The sequence below is a fragment of the Streptomyces lavendulae subsp. lavendulae genome (assembly GCF_002803845.1).
Classification (GTDB): Bacteria; Actinomycetota; Actinomycetes; order Streptomycetales; family Streptomycetaceae; genus Streptomyces; species Streptomyces lavendulae.
Genome location: NZ_CP024985.1, coordinates 1,820,362 through 1,837,259, shown reverse-complemented (window position 1 = coordinate 1,837,259; position 16,898 = coordinate 1,820,362). Strand labels below are relative to the sequence as shown.

The 16,898-nt window shown below is 74.1% G+C and carries 1 protein-coding gene; it reads left to right on the top strand.

Annotation, left to right across the window (positions count from 1 at the left end):
• The first annotated feature begins 48 nt into the window (after positions 1 to 48).
• Entirely contained in the window at positions 49 to 16,863 is a 16,815-nt protein-coding gene (locus tag SLAV_RS08250) for an SDR family NAD(P)-dependent oxidoreductase (protein ID WP_425276238.1), read from the top strand.
• Positions 16,864 to 16,898: the final 35 nt, after the last annotated feature.

Here is a 16,898-nt window from a genome sequence, read left to right as displayed (position 1 = left end):
TTCTGTACGAGGGATGCACGCATGAACGAGGAAAAGCTCCGGTACTTCCTGAAGCGGGTAACGGCCGATCTCCACGAGACGCGCCGCCGCCTCCAGGAGGTCGAGTCGGAGGAACAGGAGCCGATCGCGATCATCGGAATGAGCTGCCGCTATCCGGGAGACGTCGAGTCCCCCGAGGACCTGTGGCGGCTGGTGTCCGAGGAGACCGACGCGATCTCGGCCTTCCCGACGGACCGGGGCTGGGACACGGGGAGCCTGTTCGACGAGGACCCCGACGGGCGGGGCACGAGCTACGTGCGCGAAGGCGGCTTCCTGCACTCCGCCAACCGCTTCGAGCCGGAGTTCTTCGGCATCTCCCCCCGTGAAGCCGTGGCGATGGACCCGCAGCAGCGCCTGCTGCTGGAAATCGCCTGGGAGGCCTTCGAACGCGCCGGTATCGACCCGACCTCGGTGCGCGGCAGCCGCACCGGCGTCTTCACCGGCGTCATGTACCACGACTACGCCTCGCGGCTGCGCGCCGTACCGCCGGAGGTCGAGGGCTACCTCGGCACCGGCGGCTCCAGCAGCATCGCCTCCGGCCGCGTCTCGTACACGTTCGGCCTGGAGGGCCCGGCGCTCACCGTCGACACCGCCTGCTCCTCCTCCCTCGTGACGCTCCACCTGGCCATGCAGGCGCTGCGCAAGGGCGAGTGCTCGCTCGCCCTCGCGGGCGGCGTCACCGTCATGCCGACGCCCGGCACCTTCACCGAGTTCAGCCGCCAGCGCGGCCTGTCCTTCGACGGCCGCTGCAAGTCCTTCGCGGACGCCGCCGACGGCACCGGCTGGGGCGAGGGCGCGGGCATGCTCCTCGTGGAACGCCTCTCCGACGCCCGCCGCAACGGCCACCGCGTGCTCGCGGTGGTCCGCGGCTCGGCGGTCAACCAGGACGGCGCCTCCAACGGCCTCACGGCCCCCAACGGCCCGTCCCAGCAGCGCGTCATCCGCCAGGCCCTGGCCGACGCCCGCCTCACCGGCGCGGACGTCGACGTGGTCGAGGCGCACGGCACCGGCACCACCCTCGGCGACCCCATCGAGGCGCAGGCCCTGCTGGCCACGTACGGCCGGGAGCACACCGAGGACCGCCCGCTGTGGCTGGGCTCCGTGAAGTCCAACATCGGACACACGCAGGCCGCCGCCGGCGTGGCCGGCGTCATCAAGATGGTCATGGCGATCCGCCACGGCCGGATCCCGAAGTCCCTCCACGTGGACGAGCCCTCGACCAAGGTCGACTGGGCCGCGGGCGCCGTGTCGCTGCTGCGCACCACCGTGGACTGGCCGGACACCGGTCGCCCGCGCCGCGCGGCCGTCTCCTCGTTCGGCATCAGCGGCACGAACGCGCACACCATCATCGAGCAGGCCCCCACCGAGGTCCCCGCCGACGCGGCGGCGACCGACGCGGCCGGGACCGAGTCGGAGACCGGGACCGAGACCGGGACCGAGACCGCCGAGACGGCGGCCCCGCAGCGCCGCACCGTCGTACCGCCCGTACTGCCGTGGCCCGTCTCGGCCCGTACGGAAGCCGCCCTGCGCGCCCAGGCCGAACGCCTGCTCACCCACCTGCGCGCCCACCCCGACCAGTCGGCGGCGGACATCAGCCGCTCCCTGGCCACCGGCCGCGCCGCCCTCGAACACCGCGCCGTCGTCGTGGCCGGCGACCGCGACCGCGCCCTCGCCGACCTGGCGGCACTGGCCTCCGAGGAGGAGACCGCCGCGACGCGCGTCGTCCGGGGCGAGGCCGGAGCACGCGGCAAGACTGCCTTCCTGTTCACCGGTCAGGGCAGTCAGCGCCTGGGGATGGGGCGTGAGCTGTATGACGCCTATGCGGTGTTCGCGGAGGCGCTGGACGCGGTGTGCGAGCGGCTCTCGCTCGAACTGCCGCTGAAGGGCGTGCTGTTCGGTACGGATGCGAAGCTGCTGGACCGTACTGAGTACACCCAGCCCGCGCTGTTCGCCGTCGAGGTGGCGCTCTTCCGGCTGCTGGAGTCGTGGGGTGTGCGGCCGGACTTCGTGTCGGGTCATTCGGTCGGTGAGATCGCCGCCGCGCATGTGGCGGGTGTGTTGTCGCTGGACGACGCGTGCGCGCTCGTGTCCGCCCGTGGGCGGCTGATGCAGGCGCTGCCGGCCGGTGGGGTGATGATCGCGCTGGAGGCGTCGGAGGACGAGGTCCTGCCGCTGCTGACCGGCCGGGTGAGCATCGCCGCCGTCAACGGGCCGCGCGCGGTCGTGATCGCCGGTGACGAGGACGCGGCGACCGCGATCGTGGAAGCCTTCCCGGACCGGAAGTCCAAGCGGCTGACGGTGAGCCACGCGTTCCACTCGCCGCACATGGACGACATGCTGGAGGACTTCCGCCGGGTTGTGGCCGGGCTGACCTATGGCGCCCCGCAGATTCCGGTGGTCTCGAACCTGACCGGTGCCCTGGTCTCCGATGAGATGGGCTCGGCCGAGTTCTGGGTGCGGCACGTCCGCGAGGCGGTCCGCTTCCTCGACGGCATCCGCGCCCTGGAGGCGGCGGGCGTGACCACGTACGTCGAGCTCGGACCCGACGGGGTGCTGTCCGCGATGGCGCAGGCCTGCCTGGCCGACGACACCGGCACCGCCGCCTTCGTACCCACCCTGCGAAAGGACCGTCCCGAGGCGGAGACCGCCGTCACGGCCCTCGCCCACGTCCACGTCCACGTCCGGGGCATCGCCGTCGACTGGCAGTCCTATCACCGTGACACCGGCGCCGAGCACGTCGACCTGCCCACCTATGCCTTCCAGCGCGAGCACTACTGGCTCGACGCCGGAACCCTCGGCGGCGACGTGACCACCGCCGGACTCCGGTCCGCAGACCACCCCCTGCTCGGCGCCTCGGTGACGCTGGCGGACGCCGACGGCCTGCTCCTCACCGGGCGACTGTCACTGCCCACCCACCCCTGGCTCGCGGACCACCGCGTCATGGGCTCCGCGCTGCTCCCGGGCACGGCCTTCGTCGAGTTCGCCCTTCATGCCGGTGAGCGCGTCGGCTGCGACCTGGTCGACGAACTGACCGTCGCGGCGCCGCTCGTGTTGCCCGAGGAAGGCGCCGTCGAGCTCCAGATCACCGTCGGAGCGCCCGACGAGGCGGGCCGCCGCCCGGTCGTCTTCCACTCGCGCGACAGCCTGGCGGCCTACGACGAGCCGTGGGTCCGCAACGCCACCGCGACACTGGCGCAGGGCGCGGAGGAGAAGCAGGCCTGCGACCTCAACGTCTGGCCGCCCACCGGTGCGGCACCCGTTGACATCGAAGGCCTGTACGAGGGCCTCGCGGACTCCGGCTTCGGCTACGGGCCGGTGTTCCAGGGCCTGCGGGCCGCCTGGCGGCGCGGCGAGGAGGTGTTCGCCGAGGTGGGGCTCGGCGACGAAACCGACCCGGGCGCCGAGCAGTTCACGATCCACCCCGCGCTCCTCGACTCCGCCCTGCACGCCATCGGCCTCGGCTCCCTCGTGGAGGACACCGGCCGGGGCCAGCTGCCCTTCTCCTGGTCCGGGGTCGCGGTCCACTCCACCGGAGCGGACACCCTGCGCGTGCGCCTCTCCAAGGCGGGTCAGCAGTCCGTACGGCTGGACATGGCCGACATCGACGGCGCGCCCGTCGCGACGGTGGACAGCCTGGCCCTCCGGGCCTTCTCGCCCGAGCAGTTCGGCCGCCCGGCCGGTGGGCACGGCGACTCCCTGTTCGGTGTCGATTGGACGGAGGCGGCCTCGGCGGCGGCCGGTTCCGCCGACACCTGGATGATGCTTGGCGAGGGCGCGCAGGTCTTCGCCGACCTCGCCGGGCTGGGCGTGGCGGTGGTCGAGGGCGGGGAGATCCCGTCCGCGCTGGTCGTGCCGTGCACCGAGCCCGCCGGCGCGGACGTGGCCGCCGCGGTGCACGCCGAGACCGGGCGCGTGCTCGCGCTGGTCAAGGAATGGCTGACCGACGACCGCTTCTCCGGCTCTCGCCTGGTGTTCCTGACGCGGGGTGCGGTGGAGGCCGTGCCGGGTGAGGGTGTGTCGGACCTCGTCCACGCTCCGGTACGGGGCCTGGTGCGGTCGGCGCAGTCGGAGAACCCGGGGCGGATCATCCTGGTGGACGTGGATGCCGACGCCGATGGCGAGGTGGAGCAGGCGCTGTCCTCCGCACTGGCGTCGGGTGAGTCCGAGGTGGCGGTGCGCGGTGGATCGGTGCTGGTGCCGAGGCTGGCGCGGGCTGCGGTCGCGGCTGACGCGGCCCCTGCCTGGGATGCCGAGGGCACGGTGCTGGTGACGGGTGCGAGTGGTTCGCTGGGTGGTCTGTTCGCCCGGCATCTGGTGGCCGAGCACGGGGTACGTCACCTGCTGTTGGTGAGTCGTCGTGGTGAGGCGGCTTCGGGTGCGGTGGAGTTGTCTGCGGAGCTGGCTGAGCTGGGTGCGGAGGTGGCGTGGGCGGCGTGTGATGTCGCCGACCGTGACGCGCTGGCTGCTGTCCTGGCCGGGATTCCGGCGGAGCGTCCGTTGTCGGCGGTCGTGCACACGGCCGGTGTTCTGGACGACGGTGTGCTGGGTTCCCTGACGGCTGAGCGGTTGTCGGCGGTGTTGCGTCCGAAGGTGGACGCGACGTGGAACCTGCACGAGCTGACCGCCGGTCTCGACCTGTCGGCGTTCGTCCTGTTCTCCTCGGCCGCTGGTGTGTTCGGTGGTGCGGGCCAGGCCAACTATGCGGCGGCCAACACCTTCCTGGACGCCCTCGCCGCGCACCGCCGGGCCCAGGGCCTGGCTGCGACCTCCCTCGCCTGGGGTCTGTGGGCCGAAGTGGGCGGCATGGGTGGCGCGCTGGACGCCGAGGACGTTTCGCGCATGGGTCGTGGCGGGGTCAACGCCCTTACCGCGGCCGAGGGTCTGGCCCTGTTCGACACCGCCTGCGCCTCCGGCCAGGCCCTGCTGGCACCCGTCAAGCTTGACCTGGCCGCCCTGCGTGCCGCGGCCGGAGGGGGCATGCTCCCGCCGCTGCTCTCCGGCCTCGTCCGGATGCCGGCCCGTCGGGCCGCCCGGGGCGGCGGCGGCGCGTTCGCCCGACAGCTCGCTGCCCTGCCGCAGGAGCAGCAGGCCGGCGCCGTCCTCGGACTGGTCCGAGGACAGGTCGCGGCCGTACTCGGCTTCGCGGGGCCGGAGGCGGTGGAGCCGGCGCGGTCGTTCAGCGAGGTCGGCTTCGACTCGCTGACCGCCGTCGAACTGCGCAACCGCCTCGGTGCCGCCACCGGCGTACGCCTGCCCGCCACCCTCGTCTTCGACTACCCGACGCCCGCCGTCCTGGGGGAGTACCTGCACGCCGAACTGCTCGGCAGCCAGGAAGCGGACACGGCTCCGACCGCCGTCGCCGTGCACGATGACGAGCCGATCGCCATCGTGGCGATGGCCTGCCGCTTCCCGGGCGACGTCCGCTCGCCCGAGGACCTGTGGCGACTCGTCCGCGACGGGCGGGACGCCATCTCGGACATGCCCGCCGACCGGGGCTGGGACCTCGAAGCCCTCTTCGACGCCGACCCGGACCGCCAGGGCACCAGCTACAGCACGGCCGGCGGGTTCCTGCACGACGCGCACCACTTCGACCCGACGTTCTTCGGGATCTCGCCGCGCGAGGCCCTGGCGACCGACCCGCAGCAGCGGCTGCTGCTGGAGACCTCCTGGGAGGCCTTCGAGCGGGCCCGCATCGATCCGGCCTCGATGCGCGGCAGCCGGACCGGCGTGTTCGCGGGTGTCATGTACAACGACTACGGCACGCTCCTGCACCGGGCCCCGGAGGGCCTGGAGGGGTACATGGGGACGTCCAGCTCGGGCAGTGTCGCCTCGGGCCGCGTCTCGTACACGTTCGGCCTGGAGGGCCCGGCGGTCACCGTCGACACGGCCTGCTCCTCCTCGCTCGTCACCCTCCACCTCGCCGTCCAGGCCCTCCGCAACGGCGAATGCGACCTCGCGCTCGCGGGCGGTGTGACAGTGATGGCCACGCCCGGCACCTTCATCGCCTTCAGCCGGCAGCGCGGCCTCGCGACGGACGGCCGCTGCAAGCCCTTCGCCGCCGCCGCCGACGGCACCGCCTGGGGCGAGGGCGTCGGCATGCTCCTCGTCGAGCGGCTCTCGGACGCCCGCCGCAACGGGCACCCGGTGCTCGCGGTGGTCCGCGGCTCGGCGGTCAACCAGGACGGCGCCTCCAACGGGCTGACCGCCCCCAACGGCCCGTCCCAGCAGCGCGTCATCCGTCAGGCCCTCGCCAGCGCGGGCCTGACCTCCGCCGACGTCGACGTGGTCGAGGCGCACGGCACGGGCACGACGCTCGGCGACCCGATCGAGGCCCAGGCGCTGCTGGCCACGTACGGCCAGGACCGAGCGGCGGACCGTCCTCTGCTGCTGGGCTCGATCAAGTCCAACTTCGGCCACACGCAGGCCGCCGCCGGTGTCGCCGGCGTGATCAAGATGATCATGGCGATGCGGCACGGGACGGTGCCGAAGACGCTGCACGTGGACGAGCCCTCCCCGCACGTCGACTGGTCCGAGGGTGCCGTCGAGCTGCTGACGGAGTCGGTGGCCTGGCCGGAGACCGGCCGTCCGCGCCGCGCGGCCGTGTCCTCCTTCGGCATCAGCGGCACCAACGCGCACACCATCATCGAGCAGGCCCCGGACGAGGCCGCGGTGGCCGCGGCCGAGACGGACGCGGCGCCGGCGTTCCCGTACGTGCTGTCCGCGAAGTCGACGGACGCGCTGAGCGCCCAGGCGGCCCGCCTGCGGACCCACCTGCAGGACACGCCCGAGGCCGGCGCGGCCGACATGGCCTACTCGCTGGCCACCCGTCGCGCTGCCTTCGCCCACCGTGCGGTGATCGTGGCCGGTGCCCGGGAAGAACTGCTCGGCGCGCTGGCCGCGCTGGAGAACGGCGACGTGACCGCCGCCGGGATCACCTGCGGCACGGTGGGCGCCGCCGGAGCCGGCAAACTCGCGTTCCTGTTCACGGGGCAGGGCAGCCAGCGCCTGGGGATGGGTCGTGAACTGTACGAGGTTCAGCCGGTGTTCGCCGCCGCGCTGGATGCGGTGTGCGAGCGGCTGGAACTTCCGCTGAAGAAAGCGCTGTTCGGTGCGGATGCCGGTCTCCTGGACGAGACGCGCTATACCCAGCCCGCGCTGTTCGCCGTCGAGGTGGCGCTGTTCCGGCTGCTGGAGTCGTGGGGTGTGAGGCCGGACTTCGTGTCCGGGCATTCGGTCGGTGAGATCGCCGCCGCGCACGTGGCGGGGGTGCTGTCGCTGGACGACGCGTGCACGCTGGTGGAGGCCCGTGGGCGGCTGATGCAGGCGCTGCCGGCCGGTGGGGTGATGATCGCGCTGGAGGCTTCGGAGGACGAGGTCCTGCCGCTGCTGACCGACCGGGTCAGCATCGCGGCGATCAACGGGCCGCGCTCGGTCGTGATCGCCGGTGACGAGGACGCGGCCGTCGCGATCGCGGAAGCCTTCCCCGACCGGAAGTCCAAGCGGCTGACCGTCAGCCACGCCTTCCACTCCCCGCACATGGACGGCATGCTCGACGCCTTCCGCCGGGTCGCGCAGGGGCTCACCTACGCCGCCCCGCGGATCCCGGTGGTCTCCAACCTGACCGGTGCCCTGGTCTCCGACGAGATGGGCTCGGCGGACTTCTGGGTGCGGCACGTCCGCGAGGCGGTCCGCTTCCTCGACGGCATCCGCGCCCTGGAAGCCGCGGGCGTGACCACGTACCTCGAACTCGGCCCCGACGGAGTCCTCTCCGCCATGGCGCAGACCTGCCTGGCCGACGAGACGCGTGCTGCCGTGTTCGCCCCCGCCCTGCGCAAGGAGCGCCCCGAGACGGGCACCCTCACGGCCGCCGTCGCCGAGGCCCACGCCCACGGGGCCCCCGTCGACTGGGAGTCGTACTTCGCGGGCACCGGTGCCCGGAGCATCGACCTGCCGACCTACGCCTTCCAGCACGAGCGGTACTGGATCGACCTCCCCGTCGGATCCTTCGCCGACGCGGCCGCCGCGGGCCTGCGGCCCGCCGACCACCCCCTGCTCGGCGCCTCGGTGATGCTGGCGGACGCCGACGGCCTGCTCCTCACCGGGCGGCTGTCCGTCGCCACCCACCCCTGGCTCGCGGACCACGTGGTCATGGGAGCGGTGACGCTCCCCGGTACGGCGTTCGTCGAGCTGGCGCTGCGCGCCGGTGAGCAGATCGGCTGCGACCTGGTGGAAGAGCTGACCCTCGCCGCCCCCCTCGTCCTCGCCGAGGACGGCGGCGTCGAGCTCCAGATCGCCGTCGGTGCCCCCGACGAGGCGGGCCGCCGGCCCCTGGCCTTCCACTCGCGCGACGCCCTGGCGGCGGAGAGTGCCCTCTGGCTCCGCAACGCCACCGCGACCCTCGCGGTGAGTGCGGAGGAGCCTCCGGTGTTCGACCTCGCGGCCTGGCCCCCGGCCGGCGCGGAGCCCGTCGACGTCGAGGATCTGTACGAGGGCTTCGCCGAGTCCGGCTTCGGCTACGGGCCGGTGTTCCAGGGCCTGCGGGCCGCCTGGCGCAAGGGCGACGAGGTGTTCGCCGAGGTCGGCCTCGGCGACGAGCAGGGCCCGGACGCCGAGCAGTTCACGATCCACCCGGCGCTCCTCGACTCCGTTCTGCACGCCATCGGCCTCGGCTCCCTCGTGGAGGACACCGGTCTGCCGCGGCTGCCGTTCGCCTGGTCCGGGGTCGCGGTCCACTCCACGGGAGCGGACACCCTGCGCGTACGGCTCTCCCGGGCCGGACGCGAGGCGGTGCGTCTGGAGATCGCCGACACCGACGGTGTCCCGGTCGCCTCGGTGGACAGCCTCGCTCTGCGCGCCTTCTCGCCGGAGCAGCTCGGCCGGCAGGTCGCCGGCCACGGCGATGCGCTGTTCCGCGTCGAGTGGCGCGAACTGATGCCTTCCGACGCACTGTTCGGCGACTGGATCATGCGGGACGAGGCCGACGCGCAGGCCCTCGACGACCTCGACGCGGTGCCGGGTGCGCTGGTGCTGTCGTGCCCGGCGCCCGACGGCCCGGACGTGGCCGACGCGGTGCACGCCGAGGCGGCCCGGGTGCTGGCGCTGCTCCAGCGGTGGCTGTCCGACGACCGTTTCGCCGATGCGCGGCTGGCGTTCCTGACCCGCGGCGCCGTGACCGTCGCCCCGGGCGACGGTCCTGCGGACCTGGTGCACGCCGCGGTGTGGGGCCTGGTGCGCTCCGCGCAGTCGGAGAACCCGGGCCGGATCGTCCTGGTGGACGTCGACGCCGACGGCGATGCGGAGCAGGCGCTCTCGGCGGCCCTGGCCTCGGGTGAGTCCGAGGTGGCGGTGCGCGGGGGCGTGCTGCTCGTGCCGCGCCTGGCGCGCGCGTCGGTCGCCGGCTTGGATCCGGAGTGGGATGCCGGTGGCACGGTGCTGGTGACGGGTGCGAGTGGTTCGCTGGGTGGTCTGTTCGCCCGGCACCTGGTGGCCGAGCACGGGGTACGGAATCTGTTGCTGGTGAGTCGTCGTGGTGAGGCGGCTTCGGGTGCTGCCGAGTTGTCGGCGGAGCTGGCCGAGCTGGGTGCGGAGGTGGCGTGGGCGGCCTGTGACGTCGCCGACCGCGACGCGCTGGCTGCTGTCCTGGCGGGGATTCCGGAGGAGCGTCCGTTGTCGGCGGTCGTGCACACGGCCGGTGTTCTGGACGACGGTGTCGTGGGCTCTCTGACGGCTGAGCGGTTGTCGGCGGTGTTGCGTCCGAAGGTGGACGCGGCGTGGAACCTGCACGAGCTGACCGCCGGTCTCGACCTGTCCGCTTTCGTCCTGTTCTCCTCGGCCGCTGGTGTGTTCGGTGGTGCGGGCCAGGCCAACTATGCGGCGGCCAACACCTTCCTGGACGCCCTCGCCGCGCACCGCCGGGCCCAGGGCCTGGCCGCGACCTCCCTCGCCTGGGGCCTGTGGGCCGAGGCCGGCGGCATGGGGGACACCCTGGACGCCGGCGACGTCTCACGCATGGGCCGCGGTGGCGTGATCGCCCTGAGCGCCGCCGAAGGCGTGGCCCTGTTCGACAGCGCCTGCGCGTCCGGACAGGCACTGCTGGTGCCGGTCCGGCTGGATCTGGCCGCCCTGCGCGCCGCCGCTCGCGGCGGGATGCTCCCGCCGCTGCTCTCCGGCCTCGTCCGCATGCCCTCGCGGCGTGCGGCCCGGGGCGGCACGGCCGCGGGCGGTGCCTTCGCCCGGCAGCTCACGGCCCTGCCGCAGGACCAGCGGCCGGGAGCCGTGCTGGAGCTGGTCCGAGGACAGGTCGCGGCCGTACTCGGCTTCGCGGGGCCGGAGGCGGTGGATCCGGCGCGGTCGTTCAGCGAGGTCGGCTTCGACTCGCTGACCGCCGTCGAACTGCGCAACCGCCTCGCGGCGGCGACGGGTGTGCGCCTGCCGGCCACCCTCGTCTTCGACTACCCGACGCCTGCCGTTCTGGGGGAGTACCTGCACGCCGAGCTGCTCGGCGGCCAGGGCACGGACGTGGCCGCGGTCGCGGCCTCCGTGCACGACGACGAGCCGATCGCCATCGTGGCGATGGCCTGCCGCTTCCCCGGTGACGTCCGCTCGCCCGAGGACCTGTGGCGACTCGTCGCGGACGGGCGGGACGCCATTTCCGCCATGCCGGACGACCGCGGCTGGGACCTCGCCGGAATCCTCGACCCCGGCCAGCCGGGCGCCGACTACAGCCCGACCGGCGGGTTCCTGCACGACGCGCACCACTTCGACCCGACGTTCTTCGGGATCTCGCCGCGCGAGGCCCTGGCGACCGACCCGCAGCAGCGGCTGCTGCTGGAGACCTCCTGGGAGGCCTTCGAGCGGGCCGGCATCGACCCGGCCTCGATGCGCGGCAGCCGGACCGGCGTGTTCGCGGGTGTCATGTACAACGACTACGGCACGCTCCTGCACCGGGCCCCGGAGGGCCTGGAGGGGTACATGGGGACGTCCAGCTCGGGCAGTGTCGCCTCGGGCCGCGTCTCGTACACGTTCGGCCTGGAGGGCCCGGCGGTCACCGTCGACACGGCCTGCTCCTCCTCGCTCGTCACCCTCCACCTCGCCGTCCAGGCCCTGCGCAACGGCGAATGCGACATGGCCCTCGCGGGCGGTGTGACCGTGATGGCCACGCCCGGCACCTTCATCGCGTTCAGCATCCAGCGCGGCCTGGCCTCCGACGGGCGCTGCAAGCCCTTCGCGGCCGCCGCCGACGGCACCGCCTGGGGCGAGGGCGTCGGCATGCTGCTGGTCGAGCGGCTCTCGGACGCCCGTGCCAAGGGCCACCCGGTCCTCGCGGTGGTCCGCGGCTCGGCGGTCAACCAGGACGGCGCCTCCAACGGCCTCACGGCCCCCAACGGCCCCTCCCAGCAGCGCGTCATCCGCCAGGCCCTGGCCAACGCCGGTCTGTCCGCCGCCGAGGTGGACGCCGTCGAGGCGCACGGCACGGGCACGACGCTCGGCGACCCGATCGAGGCCCAGGCCCTCCTGGCCACCTACGGCCAGGACCGGCCGGCCGAGCAGCCGCTGCTGCTCGGCTCGATCAAGTCCAACATCGGCCACACGCAGGCCGCCGCCGGTGTGGCGGGCGTCATCAAGATGGTCCAGGCGATACGGCACGGAGTCCTGCCGAAGTCCCTGCACGTGGACGAGCCCACCCCGCACGTGGACTGGTCGGCGGGAGCGGTCTCGCTCCTGGAGTCGGCCACCCCCTGGCCGGAGACCGGGCGCCCGCGCCGGGCGGCCGTGTCCTCGTTCGGCATCGGCGGCACCAACGCGCACACGATCATCGAGCAGGCCCCGGACGAGGCCGTGGTGACCGCGGCCGAGACGGGTACCGCACCGGTGCTGCCGTACGTGGTGTCCGCGAAGTCGGCGGACGCCGTGCGCGACCAGGCGGCCCGCCTGCGCAGGCACCTGGAGGGCGCGGCCGGGCTCAGGCCCGCCGATGTGGCGCTCTCCCTGGCCACGACCCGGGCCGTCTTCGACCACCGCGCGGTGGTCGTTGCCGGGGACCGGAAGGAACTGCTGCGTGGTCTGACCGCGCTGGAGGACGGGACCGCGGCCGCCGGAGTGACGCGCGGCGCCGTGAGCACCGGGAAGACGGTGTTCGTGTTCCCGGGTCAGGGTTCGCAGTGGTTGGGGATGGCGGCTGGGCTGTTGGAGTCCTCGCCGGTGTTCGCGGCGCGGATCGGGGAGTGTGCGAAGGCGCTGGAGCCTTTCACCGACTGGTCGTTGGTGGATGTGCTGCGGGCCGCCGACGGCGCGCCCTCCCTCGACCGGGTGGATGTGGTGCAGCCGGCGCTGTTCGCGGTGATGGTGTCGCTGGCCGAGGTGTGGCGCGCGGCGGGTGTCCGGCCGGGTGCGGTGATCGGGCATTCCCAGGGTGAGATCGCGGCCGCGTGTGTGGCGGGGATCTTGTCGTTGGAGGATGCGGCCCGTGTGGTGGCCCTGCGGTCGCAGGCGATCGGCCGGGTGCTGGCGGGGCTGGGTGGCATGGTGTCGGTGCCGCTGGCCGCTGCCGAGGTGCGTGAGCGGATCGCCCCGTGGGGTGAGGAGCGGATCTCCGTCGCCGCCGTGAACGGCCCGTCGTCGGTCGTGGTCTCGGGCGAGGTCCAGGCGCTGGAGGAGTTCCTGGCCGCGTGCGAGACGGACGGGGTCCGTGCGAAGCGGATCGCGGTGGACTACGCCTCCCACTCGGCGCAGGTCGAGCTGCTGCGGGAGGAACTGGACACGCTGCTCGCGCCGATCGCGCCGCGGGCTGCGGGGGTTCCGTTCCTGTCGACCGTCACCGGTGAGTGGGTCGAAGGCCCCGAACTGGACGGTGGGTACTGGTTCCGTAATCTGCGTCGGACGGTGGAGCTGGAGCGGGCCACGCGGACGCTGCTCGATCAGGGGTTCGGTGTGTTCATCGAGTCCAGCCCGCATCCGGTGCTGACGGTCGGTCTGCAGGAGACGGTCGAGGACGCGGGCCGGGAGGCCGCTGTCCTGGGTTCCCTGCGGCGTGGTGAAGGTGGTCTGGAGCGGTTCTGGCTCTCCCTGGGCGAGGCCTACGTACGCGGTGTGACGGTGGACTGGGACGCCGTGTTCGCCGGAACGGGCGCGCAACGCGTGGACCTGCCCACCTACGCCTTCCAGCGCGACCGCTTCTGGATCGACGTACCGGTCTCCGCCGTCGGCGACGTGGCCTCCGCCGGACTCGGCAAGGCCGAGCACCCGCTGCTGGGCGCGGCCGTCGAACTGCCGGATTCGGACGGGTTCCTCTTCACGGGCCGCCTGTCCCTCACGACCCACCCCTGGCTGGCCGACCACCGCGCCGCCGGTGCCGTGCTGCTGCCCGGGACGGCCTTCGTGGAACTCGCGCTGCACGCCGCCCAGCGGGCCGGCAGCACCGTCCTGGAGGAACTGACCCTGGAAGCCCCGCTGGTGCTCCCCGAGCGCGGGGCACTCCAGCTCCGGCTGTCGGTGGCGGCCCCGGACGCGGACGGGAGGCGGGCACTGCACGTGTACTCGCGCCCCGAGGCCCGGCACGGCGAGGACGGCCGAGGCTCCGAGAGCGAGCCGTGGACGCGGCACGCCGCCGGTGTGCTCGGTGCGGCGGACACCCCGGCCGCGGCGCCGGCCCCGGCTCCGCGGACCTGGCCCCCGGCGGGCGCCGACGAGCTCGAAGTGGACGACCTGTACGAGCTGTTCGCCGCCGGCGGATACGCGTACGGACCGGCCTTCCGCAACCTGCGGGCGGCCTGGCGGCTCGGCGACGAGCTCTTCGCCGAACTCTCCCTCGCCGAAGGCCCGCAGGCCGATGCCGCGCACTTCGGCGTGCACCCGGCGCTGCTGGACGCGGGCCTGCACGGCCTCGCCCTCGGCTCCTTCCTCACCGCCGACGACGAGGAGCCCGGCGCGGAGGCCCGGATGCGGCTGCCCTTCGCCTTCACCGGCGTAGGCCTGCACGCCGTCGGGGCGGACGCGCTGCGGGTGCGGCTGGCCCCGGCCGGATCGGGGGCCGTGTCCCTCACGGCCTTCGACGAGCAGGGCGAGCCCGTCGTGTCGGTGGAGTCGCTGCTGCTGCGCACGCTCGACCCGGCCGCGCTGACGTCGGCCCGGTCCGCGTTCCACGAGTCGCTGTTCCGCCTGGAGTGGCCCGTCGTTCCCGCCGCGGCCGCCGACCCCGCGGCCACGGCCGGCCGTTGGGCCCTGGTCGGGCCCGACACCCTCGGTCTGGAGGCCGCGCTGCGCGGCGCGGACGCCACCGCCGACGTCTACGGAGACCTCGACGCCCTCGGCGCCGTGGTGACCGCCGGACAGCCGGCGCCGGACACCGTGCTCGTCACGTACGCCATGCCCGGAGCCGGCGCCGCCGAGGGTCCGCAGGACACGGCCGGGGCCGCCCGGCAGGCGACCCGCGACGCCCTCGCGCTCGTACAGGCCTGGCTGGCCGAGGAAGCGTTCGCCGGCTCCCGCCTCGCGGTGCTCACCCGGGGCGCCGTCGAGGCGCTGCCGGGCGAGGGCGTGGCGGACCTGGCGCACGCCTCGGTCTGGGGCCTGCTGCGCTCGGCGCAGTCGGAGAACCCCGGCCGGTTCCTGCTGATCGACCTGGACGCCGGAGCCGACGCCGCGCGGGCGGAACACCCCGCGCTGCTGGCGGCCGCCGTGGCCAGTGGCGAACCGCAGCTCGCCCTGCGCGGGGGAGCGCTGCACGCCGCCCGGCTGGCCAGGGTCCGGGCGGAGCGCCCCGAGCCGCAGGAGGCCGCCGAGGAAGGCGCCGCCGCCGAGGCCGCGCGGCCGGTACCGGTACCGGTCCCCGTACCGGACCCGGACGGTACCGTCCTGATCACCGGCGGCACCGGCGTGCTCGGCAGCCTCCTGGCCCGGCACCTGGTGACCGAGCACGGGGCCCGGCGCCTGCTGCTCACCAGCCGGCGCGGACCGCGTGCGGCCGGCGCGGCGGAACTCGTCGCGGAACTCGCCGCGCTGGGCGCCGAGGCGGCCGTCGTCGCCTGCGACGCGTCCGACCGGGAGGCACTGGCGGCCCTGCTGGCCGGGATCCCGGCCGAGCACCCGCTCACGGCCGTCGTCCACACCGCGGGGCACCTCGACGACGGGCTCGTCCCGTCCCTGACGCCCGAGCGGATCGACTCGGTCCTGCGGCCCAAGGTGGACGCGGCGCTGCACCTGCACGAGCTGACCCGGGACCTGGACCTGGCCGCGTTCGTCCTGTTCTCCTCGGCCGCGGGCACCCTCGGCAGCCCCGGCCAGGCCAACTACGCGGCGGCCAACGCCTTCCTCGACGCCCTGGCGCACAGCCGGCGCGCCGAGGGGCTGCCCGCCGTGTCCCTGGCCTGGGGACTGTGGGAGCAGCGCAGCGAGATGACCGGCGAGCTCACCGACGCCGACGTGCAGCGGATGGCGCGGGCCGGTCTGGCCCCGCTCACCTCCGAGCAGGGCCTGGCCCTCTTCGACACGGCGTGCGGTCCGGCCGCGGGCAGCGTCTTCCTCGCCATCCGCCTGGACACCGCCCCGCTGCGGGCCCAGGCCGAGTCCGGAGCCCTGCCGGCGGTCTTCCGGGGGCTGGTCCGGGGTGGTCTGCGCAAGGCCGCCGCGCACGGCGCCGGGACGGCGGCGGCCTCCGCCGCCGCGCAGCTCCTCGCGGGGCTGTCGGCGCTGCCGGAGGAGGAGCAGGAGCGCGTCCTGCTCGACGTGGTGCGGGCGCAGGCCGCCGCGGTGCTGGCCTACCCCTCGCCCGAGGCGGTGGGGGAGTCCCAGGAGTTCCTGGAGCTCGGCCTGGACTCGCTGACCGCCGTCGAGCTGCGCAACCAGCTGAACGCGGCCACCGGCCTGCGGCTGCCCGCCACCCTGCTGTTCGACCACCCGACCCCGCTGCTGGTCGCGCAGCGGCTGCGCGCCGAGCTCGCCGAGGGTCCGGGCGTGCCCGCCGGGGCCGCCGGGACGGCGGAGCGGGACGCGGAGGAGGACGCCGGGGTCTTCGGCGCGATGCTCCAGGAGGCGGGGACGCAGGGCGCGTCCGGCCAGTTCATGGAACTGCTGATGCAGGCCTCGCGGTTCAGGCCCTCGTTCTCCTCGGCGGCCGAGCTGCGCCGGGCGCCCGCCCTGGTGCGGCTGGCGCGCGGTGAGGAGGGTCCGGGGCTGGTCTGCTTCTCCTCGATCCTGTCGATCTCCGGGCCGCACCAGTACGCCCGGTTCGCCTCCGCCTTCCGCGGCCGGCGCGACGTCCACGCCATGGCGGCCCCCGGCTTCCTGCGGGGCGAGCAGCTGCCCTCGACGGCCGGAGCGGTGATCGAGGCCCAGGCCGAGGCCGTCCTGCGGCACACGGACGGGGCGCCGTTCGTGCTCCTCGGACACTCCTCGGGCGGCATGCTCGCCCACGCGGTCGCCGGGCGGCTGGAGGATGCCGGGGTCTTCCCCGAGGCGGTCGTCCTGATCGACATCTACTCGCACGACGACGACGCCATCCTCGGCATCCAGCCGGGGCTGTCGGAAGGCGTCGACGAGCGTCAGGGCAGCTACGTCCCGGTGGACGACAGCCGCCTGCTGGCGATGGGCGCCTACTTCCGGCTCTTCGGCGGCTGGAAGCCGCAGGCGGTGAAGTCGCCCACGCTGCTGGTCCGGGCCGAGGAGCGGTTCTTCGACTGGAAGCGCGCGGCGACCGGCGACTGGCGTTCCTACTGGGACCTGGAGCACACGGCCGTGGATGCCCCCGGCAACCACTTCACGATGATGGAGCAGCACGCGCAGGAGACCGCGGGAGCGGTCGGGCAGTGGCTGGACGCCCGGTCCTGAGCACGGCCCGGACGGATATACGAGAGCAGGGCCCC